Annotated in this window: 18 protein-coding genes; 11 read left to right on the forward strand and 7 right to left on the reverse strand. The window is 74.4% G+C overall.

Going from position 1 to position 20981, the window contains the following annotated elements; genetic code table 11:
* The first annotated feature begins 26 nt into the window (after window positions 1-26).
* The 3 genes from ABD901_RS19240 to ABD901_RS19250 all read left to right on the forward strand — a co-directional run bounded on the left by ABD901_RS19240 (window position 27) and on the right by ABD901_RS19250 (window position 3475).
* Complete coding sequence (locus ABD901_RS19240) at window positions 27-653, forward strand: thioesterase family protein (RefSeq protein WP_345128407.1); 627 nt, start codon at window positions 27-29, stop codon at window positions 651-653.
* A gap of 74 nt (window positions 654-727) precedes the next feature.
* Window positions 728-2158 (forward strand): AAA family ATPase, encoded by a 1431-nt coding sequence (locus ABD901_RS19245; RefSeq protein WP_345128409.1) that lies wholly within the window; start codon window positions 728-730, stop codon window positions 2156-2158.
* A gap of 30 nt (window positions 2159-2188) precedes the next feature.
* Entirely contained in the window at window positions 2189-3475 is a 1287-nt protein-coding gene (locus tag ABD901_RS19250) for a LuxR C-terminal-related transcriptional regulator (protein WP_345128410.1), read from the forward strand.
* Here ABD901_RS19250 and ABD901_RS19255 read toward each other — a convergent pair.
* On the reverse strand, window positions 3444-4040 hold the full coding sequence (locus ABD901_RS19255) for an adenylate kinase (RefSeq protein ID WP_345128411.1): 597 nt from the start codon (window positions 4038-4040) through the stop codon (window positions 3444-3446). The genes ABD901_RS19250 and ABD901_RS19255 overlap by 32 nt on opposite strands.
* 215 nt (window positions 4041-4255) lie before the next feature.
* Between ABD901_RS19255 and ABD901_RS19260 the strand changes: the two genes are divergently transcribed.
* From ABD901_RS19260 to ABD901_RS19270, 3 genes are read left to right on the forward strand one after another with little or no spacing between them, the layout of a single operon-like run.
* Entirely contained in the window at window positions 4256-4861 is a 606-nt protein-coding gene (locus tag ABD901_RS19260) for a nucleoside monophosphate kinase (protein WP_345128413.1), read from the forward strand.
* Window positions 4849-6504: an FAD-dependent oxidoreductase gene (locus ABD901_RS19265; protein ID WP_345128415.1), complete on the forward strand. Its 1656-nt coding sequence runs from the start codon at window positions 4849-4851 to the stop codon at window positions 6502-6504. Before ABD901_RS19260 ends, ABD901_RS19265 begins: the two co-directional genes overlap by 13 nt.
* Window positions 6505-6519: 15 nt before the next feature.
* Window positions 6520-7752: a cytochrome P450 gene (locus ABD901_RS19270; protein ID WP_345128417.1), complete on the forward strand. Its 1233-nt coding sequence runs from the start codon at window positions 6520-6522 to the stop codon at window positions 7750-7752.
* Here ABD901_RS19270 and ABD901_RS19275 read toward each other — a convergent pair.
* From ABD901_RS19275 to ABD901_RS19300, 6 genes are read right to left on the reverse strand one after another with little or no spacing between them, the layout of a single operon-like run.
* Window positions 7749-8741 carry a LysR family transcriptional regulator gene (locus ABD901_RS19275; protein ID WP_345128418.1) on the reverse strand — a complete coding sequence of 331 codons (993 nt, stop codon included), beginning with the start codon at window positions 8739-8741 and terminating at the stop codon, window positions 7749-7751. The two genes, ABD901_RS19270 and ABD901_RS19275, sit on opposite strands and share 4 nt — an antisense overlap.
* The gene (locus tag ABD901_RS19280; RefSeq protein WP_345128420.1) at window positions 8738-9814 is read right to left on the reverse strand and encodes a (Fe-S)-binding protein; all 1077 of its coding nucleotides are present in this window, start codon (window positions 9812-9814) and stop codon (window positions 8738-8740) included. Before ABD901_RS19280 ends, ABD901_RS19275 begins: the two co-directional genes overlap by 4 nt.
* Window positions 9811-11190, reverse strand: coding sequence for an FAD-binding oxidoreductase (locus ABD901_RS19285; protein ID WP_345128423.1), 1380 nt, complete (start codon window positions 11188-11190; stop codon window positions 9811-9813). Before ABD901_RS19285 ends, ABD901_RS19280 begins: the two co-directional genes overlap by 4 nt.
* A complete protein-coding gene (locus tag ABD901_RS19290) occupies window positions 11187-11939 on the reverse strand; it encodes an SDR family NAD(P)-dependent oxidoreductase (protein ID WP_345128425.1) in 753 nt (250 codons plus the stop codon). Before ABD901_RS19290 ends, ABD901_RS19285 begins: the two co-directional genes overlap by 4 nt.
* Window positions 11936-12697, reverse strand: a complete 762-nt coding sequence (locus ABD901_RS19295) for an SDR family NAD(P)-dependent oxidoreductase (RefSeq protein ID WP_345128427.1) — start codon at window positions 12695-12697, stop codon at window positions 11936-11938. Before ABD901_RS19295 ends, ABD901_RS19290 begins: the two co-directional genes overlap by 4 nt.
* Before the next feature lie 26 nt (window positions 12698-12723).
* Window positions 12724-14256 carry a UxaA family hydrolase gene (locus ABD901_RS19300; RefSeq protein WP_345128429.1) on the reverse strand — a complete coding sequence of 511 codons (1533 nt, stop codon included), beginning with the start codon at window positions 14254-14256 and terminating at the stop codon, window positions 12724-12726.
* 267 nt (window positions 14257-14523) lie between these two features.
* On the opposite strand from ABD901_RS19300, the gene ABD901_RS19305 reads away from it, so the two are divergent.
* The 5 genes from ABD901_RS19305 (at window position 14524) to ABD901_RS19325 (ending at window position 20964) form a co-directional block, all read left to right on the forward strand.
* Window positions 14524-16002, forward strand: a complete 1479-nt coding sequence (locus ABD901_RS19305; RefSeq protein ID WP_345128432.1) for a sugar ABC transporter ATP-binding protein — start codon at window positions 14524-14526, stop codon at window positions 16000-16002.
* A complete protein-coding gene (locus ABD901_RS19310) occupies window positions 15999-17006 on the forward strand; it encodes an ABC transporter permease (RefSeq protein WP_345128434.1) in 1008 nt (335 codons plus the stop codon). Before ABD901_RS19305 ends, ABD901_RS19310 begins: the two co-directional genes overlap by 4 nt.
* Window positions 17003-18004 carry a sugar ABC transporter substrate-binding protein gene (locus tag ABD901_RS19315; protein ID WP_345128436.1) on the forward strand — a complete coding sequence of 334 codons (1002 nt, stop codon included), beginning with the start codon at window positions 17003-17005 and terminating at the stop codon, window positions 18002-18004. Before ABD901_RS19310 ends, ABD901_RS19315 begins: the two co-directional genes overlap by 4 nt.
* Window positions 17994-18992: an ABC transporter permease gene (locus tag ABD901_RS19320; RefSeq protein ID WP_345128438.1), complete on the forward strand. Its 999-nt coding sequence runs from the start codon at window positions 17994-17996 to the stop codon at window positions 18990-18992. Before ABD901_RS19315 ends, ABD901_RS19320 begins: the two co-directional genes overlap by 11 nt.
* A 109-nt stretch (window positions 18993-19101) precedes the next feature.
* Window positions 19102-20964: an RICIN domain-containing protein gene (locus tag ABD901_RS19325; protein WP_345128441.1), complete on the forward strand. Its 1863-nt coding sequence runs from the start codon at window positions 19102-19104 to the stop codon at window positions 20962-20964.
* Window positions 20965-20981 lie beyond the last annotated feature (17 nt).

Below are 20981 nucleotides of genomic sequence, written 5' to 3' on the forward strand. Positions count from 1 at the left end.
GAGATCGTGTCAAGGCGGGAGCGCGCGTGGACGACATCTGGCTGGCACCCATCGGCAGGCCGCTCGACGTGCCGGTGAGCGCGGCGCTGCCGCCCATCCCGGTCCCGGAGGGCGACCACATCGAGCAGCTCCTGTGGCACGGCGACCCGCCCGGCACACATCTCGGCGCCCATGTCGCGGCCCGCGACGCCCGCACGGTCACGGTGCGCCTCACCGACGCCGGCCGGATCGTCGCCGACCTGCGCGTGCGCCGCGGCGCGGCCCGGGTGCCGCGACCGCACCCGCTGCTGCGCACCGAGCCGGCGCCCGGCACGACGTACACGCGCCTGTTCGCGGTGACCGCGGCCGACACCACCGACCACGTCCCGGACGCCGAGCCGGTCCTGAGCACCCCGTCGCTCATCGCCTTCATGGAGGACACCGCGGCGGACATCCTGCGCGCCCGCTTCGCGCCCGGCACGGCGTCGCTGGGCACCTGGATCGGCGTGCGCCACACCGGCCCGGCCCGCACCGGCCAGGAGGTCACCGTCACGGCCGTCGTGGCCGAGGCCCGCGGCCGCCGGTACCTCTTCGACGTCCTCGCCACCGTGGACACCCGCCCGATCGGCGACGGTCAGGTCGCGCAGACCCTCATCCACGTCCCGCCCGCCTGACCCGCCGCCGGCGCTACGGTCGAAGGGACCGGAACCCTTCGTCGCACGCGGGATGGCCAGTGGGAGCGCAGGCCGTGGTCGAACTGCCGGGGCGCACCGACGAGCTGCAGCGCATCGACTCGCTGCTGGCCGGGCGGTCCGCGGTGGAGCCGTGCCTGCTGCTGCGCGGCGAGCCCGGGATCGGCAAGACGGCCCTGCTGGACGCCGCCGCGGCGCGGGCCGAGGCGGCCGGGATGCGGGTGCTGCGCGCCGCCGGCGCACGATCTGAGGCCGGGATCGCCTTCTCCGCGCTGCACCAGCTGCTGTATCCGCTGCACGATCGCGGCGGCGGACTGCCGGGGGTGCCCGACCTCGCGCGCGCCGGCTCCCAGGACCCGGTTGCCGTCGCGACGGCGGTGCTCGCCCTCTTGGTGAAGATCGGCGCCGAACTCCCGGTGCTACTCACCGTCGACGACGTGGCTCGGCTGGACGACGCCAGCGCCAGGGTTCTCGGCTTCGTGGCCCGCCGCCTCGCCGGCACCGGCGTGACCTTCCTGGCCGCCGCGCGGACGGGGCCTGCCGGCGTCCTCGACGGCGCGGGGCTGCCGGAGGCGACGGTCGGGCCGCTGGCCGAGCGCTCGGCGGCCGCCGTGCTTGACGCCGAGGGCGACGACCTGGCGCCGCCGGTGCGGCGCCGGCTGCTGGACGAGGCGGGCGGCAACCCCCTCGCGTTGCGGGAACTGCCCGGGGCCCTGACCGAGCGGCAGCGCAGCGGCCAGGAGCCGTTGCCGACCTTCCTGCCGCTGTCGGGCCGGCTGGAGGCCGCCCTTGCGCCCGCGGTCGAGCGGCTGTCGGTGCCGACCCGGCGCCTGCTGCTGCTGGCCGCCCTGGAGCCCGGCGCGGGGCTCGCCACGCTGCTGCCGGCCGCGCGCGGGCGCGCGAGCGCCGACGACCTCGAGCCGGCGCGCCGTACCGGCCTCGTGCACGCCGACCCGGTCGGCATCCGCATCGCGTTTCGCCCGCCGGTGGTCCGCTCGGCGATCGTCCAACTGTGCGCGCCGGCCGACCGTCGATGGGCGCACCGAGGGCTGGCCGAGCGGGCCGAGGCGGCGAGCGACCGGGCGTGGCACCTGGCCGCGGCCGCACAGGGGCCGGACGAGGCGGTGGCCACCGCGCTGGAGCAGACCTTCCTCGCCGACTTCCGGCGCGGCCGTGCGGCGATTGCGGTGACCGCGCTGGTCCGCGCCGCCGAGCTGAGCCCGCGCGCGGCCGACCGCGCCCGGCGGCTGATTGAGGCGGCCTACCTGGCCAGCAGCACCGGGCCGCTGGAGCGGGTGACCCACCTGCTCGCCGACGCCCGGATGGCCGCCGACGCCCGATCGGCCTCGGACGCGCGCAGCGGATCGGTGTTCGCCGCGGCGACGGCGGTCTACCTGCTCAACGCCGACGGCGACGTCGATGGCGCCTACCGGCTGCTGTCGCGCGCCATCGAGGACGCCGACGCCGCCCAGACCGCCAGCCGCTAAATCGACGACCTGCTCGCCGCGCTGCTGTTCGTGTGCATCTACGCCGCCCGCGGCGACTTCTGGGACCTGCTTGGCGGCGCGCTGGCCCGGCACGACCCCGGACCGGCGGTGCCCCTGCGGCTGTGCTACGACGCCTTCACCCATCCGGAGCGGACCTACTCGACGCTGCATGCCGGCGTCGACCGTGCCTTCGCCGCCCTGCCCGCCGTGACCGCCCCCCGCTGGCTCATCCCGCTGGCGTTCGCGGCCCTGCGGCTCGACCTGCTGGGCGACTACCGCCACGCCTGCAAGGTCATGATTGAGGCGGAGCAGCGCGTCGGCGGCTCGAACGCGGTGGTGCTTGCCGGGCTGCTGCTGCTGAGCACCGACTCCTTCGCACACGGCCAATGGGACGACTCGGAGGCCCTCGCGCGGGAGGGGCTGGACCTGGCCGCGGCGTACGGGTACCACCTCATCGAGGCCCAGCTGCGCATCAGGCAGGCCTTCGTCGCGGCCGTGCGCGGCGACGCGGCCGCCGCCCGGGCCCTGACCGACGAGGTCACCACCTGGGCCGTGCCGCGGGGCCTCGGGCTGACCCAGGCGTTCGCCCGGCATGCGCGGGTCCTGGCGGCGCTCGCCGAGGGCGATTACGAGGAGGCCTACTCCCAGGCCTCCTGGATCGGCCGGCCCGAGATCCCCAGCACGGGCATCCCGGGCCGGTGGCTGGTCCTGGACCTGGTCGAGGCGGACGTCCACACCGGACGGACCGAGCGGGCCCGTGCCCACGTCGCCGCCGCCCGGCGGGCGGGGCTCTTCCACGCCTCGCCGCGCACCGAGCTGATCGCCGCCGGGGCGGCGGCGCTGGCAGCGCCGGACGACGAGGCCGGCCCGCTGTTCGCGGCCGCCCTGTCTCGGCCCGAGGCCGAGCGGTGGCCGTGGGAACAGGCCCGCATCCACCTCGCGTACGGGCGGTGGCTGCGCCGCGCCCGCGACACCACGGCGGCCCGCCTGCACCTGCGCGCCGCTGCCGAGACCTTCGAGCGACTGGGCGCCCGGCCGTGGGCTCGGCGGGCCCACGACGAGCTGCGCGCCACCGGGCTCGCCGCCGGAACCCCCGAGCGGCGCCCGGCGGCGCTGACCGCGCAGGAGCGGCAGATCGCCGAGCTGGCCGCCACCGGCATGACCAACAAGCAGATCGGCGAGCGGCTGTTCCTGTCGCACCGCACGGTGGGCGCCCACCTGCACCGGTTGTTCCCGAAGCTCGGGATCACGTCCCGCGCGGCCCTGCGCGACGCGCTCCGGGCGGTCAGGCCACAGGAGCCACCGCCGCCGCCGTGAGCGCCCCGGTCGCGCCGTGGATCGCGTCGCGCACCTTGTCGACGGTGCCCATCCCGTCGACACTGACCAGAACGCCCCGCCGGCCGTACCAGTCGAGGATCGGCGGCGTCGAGCTGTGGTACTGCCGCAGCCGGCGGTCGATGACCTCCGGCGTGTCGTCGCTGCGGTGCTCGACCGCCGCCCGCGCGAGCATCCGCCGCCGCACCTCGTGGTCATCGACGCGCAGGTGCAGCGCCATGTCGATCGTCATGTCCAGCCGCCGGGCCATGTCGAACCCGGCCCGCGCCTGCGCGATGGTGCGCGGAACCCCGTCGAGCACGTATCCGCGGCCGGTCGCCTGTGCGGCGACCATCGCCTGGCGGACCATCTCCAGCACGATGTCGTCGGGCACGAGACGGCCGTGGTCCAGATGGATGCGCACCGCCTGGCCGATCGCCGTGCGGCGGGCGACGTGGTCGCGCAGCAGGTCGCCCGTGGCGATGCGCGGGACGCCAAGGTCGGCGGCCAGCAGCGCGCCCTGCGTGCCCTTGCCCGCACCGGGCGGCGCGATCATCACGACTCTCATGTGTTCCTCCTGGCTCGGCGATGTGACCGCGGATGCATCGAATCCTGCGGCGGCCGGCAAATGGCCGGCATGGGTCAGATGACCGCATGCGCGTACGTCGCATCCCCGCCGCCGGACGGGTGCGTCGCCCATACGGTCATCTGACCCATGCGGCGGACCGGGCCGGTGCCGGACGGTGCGAGGAGGAACCACAGTCTGTCGCTGGAGGCGAGACAATGCGGATCATCCTGCTGGCATCGCCCGGCGCGGCCGGGAGCGCGTGGGGCGCGGCGATCGCAGCCCACTTCGACATCGCGCACCTGGCGATGCGGGAGCTGCTGCGCGACCAGATCGTCCGCGGCACCGACCTCGGCCGCGCCGCGCGCGAGCGACTGCTGCGCGGCGAGGTGGTGCCCGACCGGATCGCGCTCGAGCTGTTCCGCCGGGAGCTCGCCGGCGTGCGCGCCGGCGGCCAGTACCTGATGGAGGGCCTGCCGTGCACCCTGGACCAGGCCCGCGAGGGCTACAAGATCGCCCTGGACCTCGGTCTGACGGCGGACGTCGCCCTGCTGCCGAGGGCCGGGCACGACGCGGTGAGCGGGCCGCTCGTCGCGTGGTACCGCAGCCGGGGCATCCTGCTCAGCGCCGAGGCGCTCGGCACCGCACCCGAGGCCCGGCTCGAGATCGTCGCGGCGCTCGAGGCGATGCGCCCCCTGCTGGAGCACGTGCCCGAGCACATGCGCCGGCCGGTCGAGCTCAGCGGTGCGGGAGGTTTGCCGGGGGACCGGCCGGGCAGTGCGACGTGTCGGCCGATTCCGGAGGTGCGGCTATGCGGGTCGTAGTGAACCTCACGCGCTGCCAGTCGTACGCGCAGTGCGCCTTCCTCGCGCCGGATGTGTTCCGGATGCGCGGGACGGACTCGCTGATGTACGACCCGGCGCCCGACGACGCCCAGCGCGAACGCGTGCTGCGGGCCGCGGCGGCCTGCCCGGTGCAGGCGATCCTCGTCGACCGCGTCGACGACCCCGAGGCCGCCGTGGAGTCGGCGATGACCGTGGCCGGGATGCCCGAGCGGCCGCACACGCCGCCGTCGCACGACGGGCACGACGCCGCGACCGAGTCGCTGCGGCGCGCGGGACGGATCGTGGTCGTGGGCGCATCCCTTGCCGGGGCGGTCGCGGCGGCGACGTTGCGGCGTGAGGGGTTCAAGGGCTCGCTCACGCTGATCGGCGACGAGCCGTACCGGCCCTATGACCGGCCGCCGCTGTCGAAGCAGGTCCTGGGCGGGTGGGTGCCACCCGACCACACCGCGTTCCCGCGCGTCGACGAGCTCGACGTGCGGTGGATGCTCGGCGTGCCGGCCATCTGGCTGGACCAGCAGGCGCGGCAGGTGCGGCTCGCCGACGGCGGCGCCGTCGGCTACGACAAGCTGCTCATCGCCACCGGCACCCGGGCGCGGCCGTGGTTCGACCCGGACGAGGCGGCCCTCGACGGGGTGTTCGTGTTGCGCACCCGCGACGACGCGACCGGGCTGCGGGAGCGGCTCGCGCAGCGGCCCGGGCGCGTGCTCGTCATCGGCGGCGGGTTCACCGGCTCGGAGGTCGCCTCCGCCTGCCGCGACCAGGACCTGCCGGTCACGCTCGTCGAGCGCGGGTCCGCGCCGCTCGTGGGCGCGCTCGGCGGGGTCATCGGCGCCGTCGCCGCCGACCTGCAGCGCGAGCACGGCGTCGACCTGCGCTGCGGTGCCACCGTCACGCGGCTGGAGGGCGACACCGAAGGGCGGCTGCGCCGCGCGCACCTGTCCGACGGGACCACCGTCGACGCCGAGGTGGCCGTGGTCGCGCTCGGCGCCGTGCGCAACACCGAGTGGCTGCGCGACAGCGGCCTCGCCGTCGGCGACTGGGGCGTCGGCTGCGACGCCGGCTGCCGCGTCTTCGACTCCGCGGGCGTGGTCACCGACGACGTGTTCGTGGCCGGGGACGTGGCGCGGTTCCCGCACCCGCTGTACGACTTCCAGTTCCTGGCCCTGGAGCACTGGGGCAACGCCGTCGCGCAGGCGCAGATCGCCGCGCACAACATGGTCAGCCCGGCGACGCAGCGCTGGCCGCACCTGGCGGTGCCGGTGTTCTGGTCGGCGCAGTTCGACACGAACATCAAGTCCGTCGGGGTGCCGACGCTGGCCGACGAGGTCGTCATCGCGCAGGGGTCGGTCGCGCAGCGGCGGTTCGTGGCGGCGTACGGGTACCGTGGCCGCCTCACCGCTGCCGTCGGCTTCAACCAGACGCGGTGGCTGGAGGCGTACCAGGCGCTGATCGAGGCCGGCGCACCGTTCCCGCCGCAGCTGCACGGGGTCGACGAGCCCGCCGACGGCCGGCCGGAGCCGGCGCAGATCCCCGACCACACGACCCGCGGCCGGCACGCCACCGTCGCGGTGACCGGGCACGACCCCAGCGAGCGGCGCGCCGCGCTGATCCACAGCAGTTGAGCGAAGGGGATCGACATGGCGTCCGCCACCCTCTACCAGCAGGTCCTCGACCCGGCCAACCGGGCCGACCCCTATCCGCTGTACACCCAGATGCGCGAGACGCCGGTCGGGCGCGAGCCCGACGGCACCTACGTCGTCAGCACGTACCGCGAGATCGTCGCCCTCCTGCACGACCCGCGGCTGAGCTCCGACCCGCACAACCATCCCGACATGCCCGCCGAATCGCAGCAGGAGAACCCGACGGGGCTGCCGGCGGACTTCATCCGCCGCGACCCGCCCGAGCACGACCGGCTGCGTGAGCTGGCCACCCGCCCGTTCGGCCCGCCGTGCTCGCCCGGCCGCATCGACGGCATGCACCCGTGGCTCGCCGGGACGACCGAGCGGCTCATCGACGAGCTCGGCGGGCGGGACCGCGCCGACATCGTCGAGGACTTCGCGTACCGGCTGCCGGTCGCCGCGATCTGCGAGCTGCTCGGCGTGCCGCTGGAGGACCAGCCGCGCTTCCACCGCTGGGCCGACGCGTTCGTGAACACCTTCGACCCGGGCACCGGCACGTTCGCCGAGCGCCAGCAGGAGCGCAACCGGGTGCAGGGCGAGCTCGGCGGGTACCTCGCCGGGCTGATCGACGCCCGCGCCGACCGCCCCGGGAACGACCTCATCTCCGGCATGCTGATCGACACCGGCCCGGGCGCGCCCATGTCGCGCGCCGACCTCATCAGCACCTCGGTCCTGCTGCTCGTCGCCGGCCACGAGACCACCGTCAACCTCATCACCAACGGCATGCTCACGCTGCTGCGCCACCCGGAGATCCTCGACCGGCTGCGCGACGAGCCCGAACTCAGCACCCGCCTGGTCGAGGAGTTGCTGCGCTTCGAGCCCCCGGTGCAGATGCTCACCAACCGCAGCGCCCTGGCCGACATCGACGTCGCCGGCACCACCATCCCGAAGGGCGCCCCGATGGCGCTGATGCTCGCCGCCGGCGACCGCGACCCCACCCGGTTCCCCGACCCGGACCGCTTCGACCCCGACCGGGCCGACAACCCGCACCTGGGCTTCGGCAACGGCATCCACTACTGCTTCGGCGCGCCGCTCGCCCGGATCGAGGCGCAGATCGCACTGCCGGCGCTGGCCCGCCGGCTGCGCTCGCCGCGCCTGGCGGCGGACCCGCCGCCGTACCGCCCGAACCCGATCCTGCGCGGCCCGCGCCACCTGCCGATCGAGCTCGACGGCGTCGTACGCGGTCGCTAGATGGGCAGCACGCCGGGCGGCAGCGGCGCGCGCTCCTGCGCGTCGAGGAACGCCTTGACCACGGCGCTGTCGGCGCGCCGGCGCAGCCAGAACAGTGCCACGTTGCGGTGCGCGGTCGGCGAGTCGATGGTGCGGATCGTCAGCCCCTCGGTGCTGGTGGTCTGCAGCGCGAGGCGGTTGATGACGCCGATGCCGAACGCGGCGCGCACCAGCGCGACCAGCGTCGTGGGCTGGTCGGTCAGGTAGGCGATGCTGGCCCGGCCGGCGGCCTCGCCGAGCGTGTTGCGCAGGTCGAAGCCGCCGCCGTCCTCCTCGGTGCCGGCGGGGTTGCCGATCAGCGGCCGGGCCAGGAGGTCCTCGACGCCGACCGACTCCTGCGCGGCGAGGGGGTCGTGCTCGCGCATGACCACGACGATGTCCTCGTGCCAGATCGTGCGATGGCACAGGGTGGTCTCGCGCATCTTCGGCAGCAGCGGCCGGAAGGCCAGGTCGACGGTGCCGCTCGCGACCATCTCCTCGAGCGTCGCGGCGGTGCCCTCGTGCAGCTCGACGGTGACGCCGGGGTGGCAGGCCTGCAGCTCCTGCAGGATCCCCGGCAGGTAGGTCGAGCTGACGCTGGGGTAGCTGCCGATCGTCACCTGCGCGACGACGTTGTCCAGCGTGCTGCGCACGGCCTCGACGCCGCGCTGCAGCTCCAGCAGGGCCGCCATGGCGTGACCTCGGAACAGCTCGCCGGCCGCGGTCGTGCAGATCGGCCGGGCCTTGCGGTCGAACAGCGTCACGCCGAGGGTGTGCTCCAGCGCCGCGATGTGCGCGCTGACCCGCGACTGCGACAGGTGCAGCGCGGCGGTGGCGGCGCCGAAGCCGCCCTTGTCGGCCACCGCGAGGAAGCTGCGCAGCCAGGCGGTCTGCAGCGACATGGCATCGCGGGGGTCGCGCGGGACCAGGTCGCCCACGTCGAGGTCGTCGGGCTCCTCGGGCGCGCTCACCGGCGCTCGTCCCGGGCCGCGGCGACGAGCTCCGCCAGGTGCACCACCCGGGTGCGCAGCCCGGCGCGGCGGACCGCCGTCGTCAGCTGGCGCTGGCATCCCGGGTTGACCACGACCAGGAAGTCTAGATCCAGATCGGCCAGCGCGGCCAGCTTCGCGGCCAGGACCCGGCGCCCGTCGCGTGGGCGGAGGATGGCGTACGTCCCGGCGGCGCCGCAGCAGTCGCCGGCGCCCGGCACCTCGACGTAGTCGCCGAGCCGGCGCAGCACAACGCGCGGCGCCTCGTGCACGCCCAGCGCGTTGCGCAGGTGGCAGGACTCCTGCAGGCCGATGCGGGCGGGCCGGCCGCCGACGAGGACCGGGCCGGGCACCTCGCCGCGCTCCAGCAGCGCCTCGGAGTAGTCCAGCACCCGGTCGCGGCCGGCGACCGCGGCGAGGTGGGCCGAGCAGCCGCCGGCGGTGGAGACGATCCGCCCGGGCCGGTCGGCGAGCTGCTCGGCGAGGCGCTCGCCGCGGGCCAGGTCGCCGTTGTGGGCGTGCAGCGCGCCGCAGCAGCCCTGGTCGGGCGCGGCCCGCACACCGGGGAGGGTGTCCGCGGCCGCACGGCTGACCCCGGGGTACAACACCCGCTCGAAGCAGCCGAGCAGCAGCGTGTCGCCGTCGGCGGGCGTCGGCTCCGGCGGCGTGAACCGCGCATGGCGGCGCAGGCGGCCCAGCAGGCGGATGAGGCGGCGGCGTTTGGCGAAGGCGAGCAGGGGACGCACCAGCAGCGGGCGGCGCCGGCCCGTCCACTGCGCGTCGCGCAGCTGCTCCAGGAGCCGGCCGTACGGCACGCCGGCGGGGCAGGCGGGCTCGCAGGCGCGGCAGCCGAGGCAGAACGAGCCCTGATGGCGGGCGGCGGCGTCGAAGACGTCGACGGTGCCGTCGTCGATGGCGCGCATGAGCGCGATCCGGCCGCGCGGCGAGGACGCCTCGTCGCCGGTGAGCCGGTAGGTGGGGCAGGCGGGCAGGCAGAACCCGCAGGCGATGCAGGCGTCGAGGCCGGCCGGGTCGAAGACGCGTCCGGCGGTCATGAGCCGAGCTTCCCGGGGTTGAGGATGCCGGCGGGGTCGAAGGCGCGCTTGATGGCGGCCAGCAGCGCGGTCTGGCGCGGGCCCAGCTGTGCCTCGAGGTACGGCAGCTTCGCCGCACCGACGCCGTGCTCGCCGGTGATGGTGCCGCCGAGCTCGATCGCGGCGGCGAAGATGTCGTCGAACGCGGCCGCGACCCGGGCCCGCTGCCCGGCGTCGCCGGGTGCGAAGCAGCCGACGGGGTGGGCGTTGCCGTCGCCGGCGTGCCCGAAGGTGGCCATCGTGACCTCGTGCCGTTCGGCGATGGCGTCGATGCGCCGGACCAGCTCGGGCAGGCGCGAGCGCGGCACGCCGACGTCCTCGAGCATCGTCGCACCGCCGAGGCGCGACAGGGCCGGCAGCGCGCAGCGGCGGGCCGCGAGCAGCGCGTCGGACTCGGCGGCGGCCGTGGCGACCTGCACGGACGAGGCGCCGTGCGCGCGCATCACATCGGCCATCGCCGCCACGGTGCGGCGCACCTCGGCCTCGCCGCCGTCGTCGCCGAACAGCAGCATCGCGCCGGCCGTGGTGTCCAGGCCGAGCCGGGCGTGTGCCTCGACGGATCGGATGCACTTGGCGTCGAGGAACTCCAGCGTTGCGGGCAGGATGCCGGCGCCGATGACGCCGCGCACGGCGTCGCCGGCCGCCTCCAGGCCGGCGAAGTACGCCAGGCCCGTCGCGGCGGCCGCCGGCGCCGGTCGCAGGGCCAGGGTCAGCTCGGTGAGCACGGCGAGGGTGCCCTCGGAGCCGGTGAGGAGACGGACGAGGTCGTAGCCGGCGACGTCCTTGAGCAGCCGGCCGCCCGCGCGGATGACCTCTCCGTCGGCGAGGACGGCCTGCACGCCCAGCACGTAGCCGCCGGTGTTGCCGTACTTGAGCCCGTGCAGCCCGCCGGCGTTGGTGGCGACGTTGCCGCCGAGCGTGGACACGTGCCGGCTGCCGGGGTCGGGCGGGTAGTGGAGGGCGAGCCCGGCGGCCGCCCGGGCCAGTTCCTGCGTGGTGACGCCGGGCTGCACGACCGCGGTCAGGTCGACCGGGTCGATCGACTCGATGCGGTTCATGCGGGTCAGGGCGAGCACGATGCCGCCGCGGACCGGCACCGCGCCGGCGGCGAGGCTGGTGCCGGCGCCGCGCGGCACGACGGGGACGCCGTGCCGGTTCGCCCACGCCAGAATCTGCGACACCTCCTCGACGCAGCCGGGCCGCACGACGGCCGAGGGCGTGCCGGAGAAGCCGAACGTGGCGTCGCTGCGGTAGGGGACCAGGGCCGCCGGACGCACCTCCACGTTCGCCGCGCCGACGATGCTGCCGAGGTCGCCGGCCAGCGCCGAGGCGGTCATGCCGCCGTCATCCCGCCGTCGACGACGAGCGCCGCGCCGTTGATGAACCGGCCCTCGGGACCGGCGACGAACGACACCATGGCGGCGACCTCGTCCGGGGTGCCGAGGCGCCCGTCGAGCTGGCGGGCCGCCATCGCCTCGCGGGCGGCCGCCGGGTCGGGCGCGTTGGCCAGGATCTTGCCGATCCACTCGGTCTCCACCGTGCCGGGGCAGATCGCCACGCAGCGGATGCCGTCGCGGGCGTGGTCCACGGCGATCGCCCGCGTGAGCCCGATGAGGCCGGCCTTGGAGGCGCAGTACGCGGCCCGGCGGGCCAGCCCGACCAGGCCGCCGACCGAGGCGATGTTGACGATGACGCCGCTGCCCCGGTCGAGCATCAGCGGCAGCGTGGCGCGGGTGGTGAGGAATGGCCCGGTGAGGTTCACGGCCAGGACGCGGCTCCAGTCCTCGTCGCTGGTCTCCAGCACGGTCGCGGCCACGCCGATGCCGGCGACGTTCACCAGCACCTCCGGGGCGCCGATGGTCACGGCGATCTCCCGGGTGACGGATCCGACGGCGAGGGGGTCGCACAGGTCGAGGGCGAACTCGTGCGCCTTGCCGCCGCCGTCCTCGATCCGCTCGCGCGTGCCCGTCAGCCCGGCACCGTCGAGGTCGACCAGGGCGACCTCGTAGCCGTCGCGGGCCATCGTCAGCGCGGTGGCGCGGCCGATGCCGGAGGCGGCACCGGTCACCACGGCGACCGGGCTCACGAGTACGCCGTCCCGGGCAGCGAGCCGTCCATGGCGTAGCCGCCGTCGACGTCGAGGCTGGCGCCGGTGGTGTAGCAGGCCTCGTCGGAGGCGAGGTAGCAGATGGCCGAGGCCACCCACTCCGGCGGCGCGATCTTGCCCAGCGGGATCTTCGCCTGCAGGGAGCGCACGATCTGCGGGGTGTAGATGGGCGCGCTCATCCCGGTCCGGGTGGCGCCCGGGCGCACGCAGTTGACGGTGATGCCGTGCGGCGCGAGCTCGGAGGCCAGGGTGCGGGTCATGGCCTCCAGGCCGCCCTTGGTCGCCGTGTAGGGCGCCGCGTTGGGCTCGGAGACCACGGCGTGCACCGACGAGACGTTGACGATGCGCCCCTCGGTGCCCCGCTCGACCATGATGCGGGCGACGGCCTGGCTGAGGAAGAACACGCCGGTCAGGTTCACCGCGAGCACCCGGTCCCAGTCGCCGCGCTGAACCTCCAGGAAGGGCGCGATGTGCAGGACGCCGGCGACGTTGGCCAGCACGTCGACGCCCCCGGCCTCCTCGCGCAGCCGGTCGGCCAGCCGCTCGGGGGCGTTGGGGTCGGCGACGTCGAGCTCGACCGTGTGGAGCTGTCCGGCGCCGGACTCCGGCCACGGCTCGGTGTGGCGCAGGTCGGCGGCGTAGACGGTGGCCCCCTCGGCCAGCAGCCGCACCGCCGTGGCACGGCCGATGCCGGAGTTGGCGCCGGTGACGACGGCGACCTTGTCGGTGAATCGCATGGTGGTGCCCTTTCGATCGGTGGTGTTCACAGCACGGCCCCCATCCGCCACGGCACGATCTCATCGGTGCCGAAGCCGAGCGCCTCGGACCGGCTCGGCGCGCCCGAGGCCATGTCCACCAGGGCCTCGAACAGGCGGATCCCGTGCCGGATCTGATCGTCGCGCGACATGGCGGGCCCGGCGTCGAAGTCCATGTCGCCGCGCATGCGCTCGAAGAGCCGCGAGGTCGTGCTGATCTTGAGGCAGGGCGTGGGGCGCGAGCCGAACACCGAGCCGCGCCCGGTGGTGAACGCCAGCAGGTTCGCACCGCCGGCCACCATGCCGGTCGCCGACACCGGGTCGTAGCCGGGGGTGTCCATGAACGTCAGCCCGGGCGCGGTGACCGGCGCGGCGTAGGCGACGACGTCGTTGAGCGGGCTGGTGCCGGCCTTGAGGACCGCGCCCAGCGACTTCTCCCAGATCGTGGTGATGCCGCCGGCCTTGTTGCCCTTCGATGGATTGCTGTCCAACGCCGCGCCGTTGCGCGCCGTGTACTCCTGCCACCACCGGATCAGCTCGTCGATGCGCCGCGCGGCCTCGGGCGTGGCGGCCCGGTCGCGCAGCAGGTGCTCGGCACCGTAGATCTCCGGGGTCTCGCCGAGCACGACGCGGCCGCCGGCGGCGACGAGCAGGTCGGCCGCCACGCCGAGCGTCGGGTTGGCGGTCAGGCCGGAGTACGCGTCGCTGCCGCCGCACTGCAGCCCGAGCACCAGCTCCGAGACCGGGATCGGCTCGCGCCGCAGGTGCGCGACGCCGGCCACCATCTCCGCGACGCGCTCCAGCGCGACGTTGACGGTGGCGGCGGTCCCGCCCAGCTCCTGGATGCCCAGCGTCGCGGCCGGCACGTGCTCGCCGAAGACGTTCTCGGGCTGGTTGACCTCGCAGCCGAGGCTGATCGTCAGCACCGCGGCGATGTTCGGGTGTGCGGCGTATCCGCGCAGCGTGCGCCGCAGGATGTCGTCGCCGGTGGTGCCCTCGGCCATGCCGCAGCCCAGGTCGTGGGTCAGCGCGATCACGCCGTCCAGCCCCGGCGCGCCGGCGTGCGCGGCGGTGGCGGCCTGCGCGACCAGCCGGGCCACCGTCGCCGAGCAGTTGACCGTCGGCAGCACGGCGATGTAGTTGCGCGTCGCGGCCCGCCCGTCGGCGCGGCGGTAGCCCAGGAAGTGCTCGCGGGTCGGCGCGGCCGGCGGGCGCCAGGAAGCCGGCGCGCGGCGCGGCGCGGCGTGGGCCGCACCGTGCGGCCCGACCCCGAGGTTGTGCAGGTGCACGTGGGCCCCCGGCGGGATGTCCTCGCTGGCCGTGCCGATCACCTCGCCGTACTTGTGCACCGGCGCTCCCGCGGCGACCGGCCGCACGGCGACCTTGTGCCCGGCCGGGATGTCGTCGAGCGCGGCGACCACGCCCGCCGCGGTGCGCACCGGCGTGCCGCGGGCGACGTCGGCCTGGACCAGGCCGACGTCGTCCACCCCCGCCATGGGCACCAGCGGATCCACGACGCCGGCCGACGCGGTCGTCGTCATGAAAACACGACCCGGCGGACGATTCTTTCCGGCAATTCGGCGGCTCGATGCGGCGGCGTCATGTCACCGACCATAGGGGCCCGCGCGGCCGCGGCGAAGCGTGAGTAACAGAACGCCGCGATCCGTATCGCGAATGCCGCGGCCATCCGATTTTCGGATCGTCGCCTGCCGAAACATGCGCTTCACCGCGCATGATCGCCGGGCGTAACGTCGGGCCCACCTCGAGCCGGCCCAGGGCCGATTCCCGAAATGCACTGGAGGCCATTGATGATTGTGGCGCCCGCGGCGCCGGCCATCGCGGTCGGCAACGTGTCGAAGTCGTTCGGCGGCATCGCCGCCGTCGACGGCGTCTCGTTCACCGTCTCCGGCGGCGAGGTCGTCGCGCTCGTCGGGGAGAACGGCGCCGGCAAGTCCACCATCAAGAACATCATCGGCGGGACGCTGCGCCCCGACTCCGGCGGCGTGAGCTTCGGTGCCGGGCACTCCGCGGTGGCCACGGTGCACCAGGAGACGAGCCTGTTCCCGGACCTCACGGTGGCCGAGAACATCCTCATCGACCGGCTGCGCGCACCCGGCAGCGCGACGGTACGCCGCGCAACCCTGCGCCGGACCGCCGCGCCCGTGCTGCAACGCGTCGGCGCCGGTTTCGGCCCCGAGGCGGTGGTGCGCGACCTGTCGGCCGGGCAGCGGCAGCTGGTGGAGATCGCCAAGGCGCTCGCCGCCGGCCCGCGCGCGATCGTGTTCGACGAGCCGACCGCCTCGCTCAACCTCGTCGAGCGCGAGCTGGTCATGGGGATCGTGGAGCAGCTGCGCGCCGACGGCGTCGCCGTGCTCTACATCTCCCACTACCTCGAGGAGGTGGCCCGGCTCAGCCAGCGCGTCGTGGTGATGCGCGACGGGCGGGTGGTCGCCGACCGGCCGACCGGGGAGCTCGACCGGGCCGCGCTCGAGTCGCTCATGGTGGGCCGGGAGCTGGCCCGCGGCTATCCGGAGCCGGCGCCGCCGCGCGAGACGCCGGCGCTGTCGGTGCGCGACCTCGGCGACGGGTCCCGGGTCGCGGGGGTCTCGTTCGACGTCGCCGAGGGCGAGATCTTCGGCCTGGCCGGGCTGATGGGCTCCGGCCGCACCGAGGTCGCCCGCGCCGTCTTCGGCCTGGCCGGCGCGATCGGGCGGGTCGAGGTGTGCGGCCGGGCGCTGCGCCGCGGCAGCGTCCGGGCCAGCATCGAGGCCGGCATGGCGTTCGTGACCGAGGACCGCCGGCACGAGGGGCTGTTCCTGGACCGGCCGATCCGCGAGAGCCTGTCGATCGTCGGTCTCGGCGCGGTCTGCCGGTCCCGGCGCCTCGGATGGCTGGACCGCGGCCGCGAGCGGCGCCTGACGGAGGAGCTGGCCGGCCGGGTGCGCCTGGTCGCCCGCGGCGGCCTCGGCGCCGGCGGCGGCTCGCTCAGCGGCGGCAACCAGCAGAAGGTGGTCCTGGCCAAATGGCTGGTGGACCGGCCGCGCCTGATCATCCTCGACGAGCCGACCCGCGGCATCGACGTGGGCGCCAAGGCCGAGATCTACCGGCTGCTGGTCGACCTCGCGGGCGCCGGCACGGCGATCCTGCTGATCAGCTCGGAGATGGAGGAGGTGCTCGGGCTCAGCCATCGCGTCGGCGTCATGCACGACGGTCGCCTCGCCGGCGTGCTCGGGTCCGGGGCGACGCAGCAGGCCGTGATCCGCCTCGCCACGGGCGGTGCGGCGTGAGCGCGGTGTCCGGCGCCGCCGGGCGCCTGCGCGCGGCCGTGCGGCGCGAGCCGCTGCTGCCGGTGCTGGTCGTGCTGCTGCTCGGGCTGTCGCTCGCGTACCACGAGTTCGCGACCCTGGCGAACCTGCGCAACATCGCGGTGCAGGCGAGCCCGCTGATCGTCGCCGCCGTCGGCATGACCTACGTGATCATGACGGGCGGGATCGACCTGTCCGTCGGGTCGATGCTGTTCCTCGCCGCGGCGATCGAGACCGGCCGGGCCCTCGCCGGCCTGCCCACCGCCGCCGTCTTCGCCGTCGTCGCCCTCGTCGGCGTCGGCATGGGCCTGCTCAACGGGCTCGCCGTCGCCTTCACCCGGGTGCCCGCGCTCGTCGTCACCCTCGCCACGATGCAGGTGTTCCGCGGCGCGGGCGGCCACGTCACCGGCCAGCAGAACATCGACCTGCCGGCGCGCCTGCGCGGCATCGGCACCGCGAGCCTGCTCGGCGTGCCGGCGCCGGTCCTGCTCGCGGCGGCCGTCGCGCTCGCCGGGGCATTCGTCTTCGGCCGCACCACGTTCGGCCGGTACGTCCAGGCGGTGGGCTCCAGCCCCGACGCGGCGGCCAACGCCGGCCTGCCGGTGCGCGGCGTGCTCGTCGGCGCCTACGCGGTGGCCGGCCTGCTCGCCGCGGTCGCCTCGCTGACCCAGACCGCCCGGCTCGGCGCCGTGCAGCCCTCGATCGGGCAGGGCTACGAGCTGACCGTCATCACCGCCGTGGTCCTCGGCGGCACGACCCTGCTCGGCGGGCGGGGGAGCATCGGCGGCACCGTCCTGGGCGCGCTCGTGCTCACCACCGTCCAGACCGGCCTCGTGTTCTCCGGCGCCTCGCCGTACGTCTTCGACATCGTCCGCGGCGGCGTGCTGCTCGCCGCGGTCCTAGCCGCCGGCGCCCGATGGTTCGCGCGCCGGCGCGACCACACACCCCGTGCAGCACTCGGTTGGAATCGAATGGAGTTGTCGTGAAACGGTTCCGTGTTGTCAGTTGCCTTGCCGCGGCCGCCGCCGCGTCACTGTTGCTCGCCGCGTGCGGATCTTCCGCGGGCGGGAGCGGCTCGGACTCCGCCGCCAAGAAACGCACCATCGGCGTGAGCTTCGACCTGCTCAACGCGATCCGCCAGGCGGAGAAGGCGTCGATCCAGAAGGCGGCCGACGCCGCCGGGTACTCCGTGGTCTTCAACGTCGCCGACCAGGACGCCCAGAAGCAGGCCGCCCAGATCCAGGACCTGATCCAGACCAAGAAGGTCGACGCGGTCATCGTCATCGCGCAGGACGGCCAGCAGATCGCCGCCTCGGCGAGCCTGGCCAAGGCCCGCAACGTCCCGTTCCTGGCCATCGACCGCGCCGTCGCCGACCAGCAGAACGTCACCTTCCAGATCACCGGTGACCCGGTGGCCGACGGCAAGGCGGTCGCCGACGAGTTCCTCGCGGCGGCCAAGACCACCCCGCTCAAGGTCCTCGAGCTGGTCGGCGGCCTGACCGACCAGAACGCGATCGGCCGCCGCGACGGGTTCAACGCCGCCCTCGCCGGCCAGCCGAACATCACCGTCGTCAGCCAGGTGCCCACCGACTGGAACCCGGCGCAGGCCCTCGACGGCACGTCCAACGCGCTGCAGAAGGACCCCTCGATCAACGCGATCTACGTGCCGTCGGACTTCCTGCTGCCCTCGGTGCAGTCGGCGCTGACCGCGGCCGGCCGGCTCGCGCCGATCGGCGACCCCAAGCACGTGTTCATGGTGACCATCGACGGCGACCAGAACGGCTGCAAGGCCATGCAGGCCAAGACCCTCGACGCCGACATCGCCACACCCGTCGACGACTTCGGCAAGCAGTCGATCGCCGCGATCACCACGGCGCTGGGCGGCCAGCCGGTCGCGCCGAAGAGCGTCCAGGCCAAGGGGCTCACCCTCAACCAGGCGAACTTCGCCGCCACCAGCTCGCAGGTGTGGGGCTGTGCGTCCTGAGGCACTGATGTTGGCGGTGCGGGCGGCGGGCCAGGCCCGCCGCCGGCCCGAGTGGCTCGCCGACCTGGCGATGCTGCCCGCGCTGGTGGCGCTGGTCGCCGTCCTGAGCGTCGTGACCGACGGCGTGCTCAGCGCCTCGAACCTGGTCAACGTGCTGAGCCAGTCGGCGGTCGTGGCCATCGCGGCGATCGGCGCCACGTTCGTGATCCTGACCGGCGGGATCGACCTGTCGACCGGCAGCGTGATCGGGGCCAGCGGGGTCGCCGGGGCGTGGGTCATCACCGGCACCGGCAGCCTCGCCGGCGGTATCGCCGCCGGCCTGGCCACCGGGGCCGCGATCGGGCTGCTCGTCGGGGTCGTCGTGGCGCGGCTCGACGTCGTGCCGTTCGCCGTGACGCTCGCCGCGCTCTACGTCGTCGGCGGCGCCACCACGCTGCTCAGCCACGGCCGGACGATCGCGCCGATGCCGATCGGCTTCATCCGCTTCAGCATCGACGGGCCCGGCGGCGTGCCCTTCGCCGTCTGGCTCGCCCTCGCGCTGTACGTCGTCGCCCAGGTCGTGCTGACCCGCACCGCCTGGGGCCGCCGGGTCGTGCACGTGGGCGCCAACGCCGAGGTCGCGCGCATCAGCGGCGTCGACGTGGCCCGCACCCGCATCGGCGTCTACGCCGTCGCCGGGCTCTTCTCGGCGGTCGCCGGCATGGTGCTGACGTCGGGCCTGGCCGGCGCCGGCGCGAGCATGGGCGGCCCGCTGCTGCTCAACATCGTCGGCGCCGTCGTGCTGGGCGGCACCCGCCTCACCGGCGGGCGCGGCAGCCTGCTGCGCACCGGCATCGGCGTGCTGTTCCTGGGATTCCTCTCCAACGGGATGAGCCTTCTTGGGCTCGCGAGTTTCGATCAGCAGATGGTCACCGGCGCATTCATCTTCGCGGCGGCGGCCGCGGACGGAATCGTGCGGTGGCGGCGGCGTCGCAGCAAAGAGGCGTAGTCATTCGCCATACAGATCAGTCAATTCGAAAGATGCGATCGACGCGCATCTGCGGGGTCGCTAGCTTCATTTCCAACCGGTTGAATCCGCCGTACCGGAAAGGAAAGCCATGGCCGTTTCCGCACATGGGCTCAGACGCCGCCTGCTCACATTGGCCGCCGCCGCGCTCACCACCCTCGCGTCCGTCACGCTCGCGGTGGTGGTCGGCGCCGCCCGGTCCGAGGCCGCCGCGCCGCTGGACCCCAGCCAGTTCCGCGGCGTGCACTGGTCCCGCCTGGGCGACAACTTCAGCCCCGACCGGCTCGTCCTGCAGGGGCTGTCCGCGAACGACGACTACAACACCGCCCGCGGCAAGGCCGACGCCATGTTCGCGGCGTTCGCCAGCTCGCTCGGCGCCAACACCGTCCGGCTGCCGATCAACCCCGCCACCACGAGCTGGAACACGTACAACGGCGTCATCGACGCCGCCACCGCCCGCGGCTTCAAGGTCATCCTGTGCTACTGGTCGCAGGACGGCACCAACATGGTCCCGGCCGGCCTGCTGCCGGCCTGGAACCAGATGTGGGACACCCTCGCCGCGCGCTACCAGGCCAACCCGCTCATCTACTTCGACCCGATCAACGAGCCGATCGGCTTCAACACCACGCAGTGGCTGGACTTCGCCGCCACCTGGATCACCCGGATGAACGGGGCCGGCATCCCGAGCGGCCGGCTGTTCATCGAGGGCGCCCAGCTCGACGGCGGCGGCTGGGGCAGCGACCTGCGGCCCCTGTGCAACGACGCCCGGTTCAACGGGGTGTACCTCGGCATGCACCGCTACGCCTTCCCCTACGGCTCGCGGACGTACGCGCAGTGGGTCAGCGACATCACGACCCTCATGGGCAACTGCTCCTCGCGGACCGTCATCGAGGAGTTCGGCGCGTCGGCCGACACCGGCGTCGACTTCAACGCCACGCCCAGCGGCTCGACCGACAAGGAGGTCGCGTACCTGCGCGCCCTCACCGACGTCGTGCGCAACTACCACCTCGGCGCCATCTGGTGCCACGTCATCGGCGGGCGGACCACCACCCCCGACCACGACACGCTCAACATCCTGCGGCTGAACAGCGCCTTCGGCGGCGGCTCGGCGAACGTGCCGCTGTGGGTGCAGAACACGACCGCCGTCGACCGGCTCGAGTACGCCTGGGGCGGCCTCGGCTCGGGCACCACCGAGCTGCGCAACGCCGGCCTCAACACCTGTCTCGACGTGCCGAACTCCTCGCAGGCCAACGACGTGCAGGTCCAGGTGAAGGCCTGCCAGAACGCCACCAACCAGCGCTGGACCAGGCAGGCGAACGGTTCGATCACCGTCTACAACGGCACGAAGTGCCTGGACGCCTTCGGGTTCGGCAAGACCAACGGCACCCGGGTGGTCATCCATGACTGCCTGGGCAACGCCAACCAGCAGTGGCGGTTCTTCTCCGACGGCACGATCCGCGGCGTCGACTCCCGCCTCTGCCTCGACGCCGACCCGGCCAACCCGCAGAACCTGCGGCTGTGGGCCTGCGGCGGCGGCACGAACCAGAACTGGCGGCTCTTCGGCTCGGTGGTGGGCCTGCGCGCACACGCCAACGGCCAGATCGTGACCGCCGAGTCCGCCGGCGCCCAGCCGCTGATCGCCAACCGGGCCGTCGTCGACGGCTGGGAGACGTTCGACCTGATCGACAACGCCGACGGCAGCGTGAGCCTGCGCGCGCACGCGAACAACCGCTACGTCGACGCACCCAACGGCGGCGCCTCGTCGCTCATCGCCGACAGCACGGCCATCGGCGCCGCGCAGTCGTTCGACCTGGTGTACAACGGCGACGGCAGCATCAGCCTGCGCGCCCGCGTCAACAGCCGGCTCGTGGCCGCCGAGTCCGCCGGGGCCCAGCCGCTGATCGCCAACCGCACCGCGGTCGGGCCGTGGGAAGAGTTCGACCTGCTCGTGTAGCACCTCGACGGGCCGCG

The organism is Dactylosporangium darangshiense (assembly GCF_039537565.1).
GTDB lineage: Bacteria > Actinomycetota > Actinomycetes > Mycobacteriales > Micromonosporaceae > Dactylosporangium > Dactylosporangium darangshiense.

Bases quoted from the DNA above. Each gene is read 5' to 3' on its own strand.
- ABD901_RS19255 (WP_345128411.1), bottom strand. From the start codon at position 4,040: ATGAGAGTCGTGATGATCGCGCCGCCCGGTGCGGGCAAGGGCACGCAG.
- ABD901_RS19260 (WP_345128413.1), top strand. From the start codon at position 4,256: ATGCGGATCATCCTGCTGGCATCGCCCGGCGCGGCCGGGAGCGCGTGG.
- ABD901_RS19265 (WP_345128415.1), top strand. From the start codon at position 4,849: ATGCGGGTCGTAGTGAACCTCACGCGCTGCCAGTCGTACGCGCAGTGC.
- ABD901_RS19270 (WP_345128417.1), top strand. From the start codon at position 6,520: ATGGCGTCCGCCACCCTCTACCAGCAGGTCCTCGACCCGGCCAACCGG.
- ABD901_RS19280 (WP_345128420.1), bottom strand. From the start codon at position 9,814: ATGACCGCCGGACGCGTCTTCGACCCGGCCGGCCTCGACGCCTGCATC.
- ABD901_RS19285 (WP_345128423.1), bottom strand. From the start codon at position 11,190: ATGACCGCCTCGGCGCTGGCCGGCGACCTCGGCAGCATCGTCGGCGCG.
- ABD901_RS19295 (WP_345128427.1), bottom strand. From the start codon at position 12,697: ATGCGATTCACCGACAAGGTCGCCGTCGTCACCGGCGCCAACTCCGGC.
- ABD901_RS19300 (WP_345128429.1), bottom strand. From the start codon at position 14,256: ATGACGACGACCGCGTCGGCCGGCGTCGTGGATCCGCTGGTGCCCATG.
- ABD901_RS19305 (WP_345128432.1), top strand. From the start codon at position 14,524: ATGATTGTGGCGCCCGCGGCGCCGGCCATCGCGGTCGGCAACGTGTCG.
- ABD901_RS19325 (WP_345128441.1), top strand. From the start codon at position 19,102: ATGGCCGTTTCCGCACATGGGCTCAGACGCCGCCTGCTCACATTGGCC.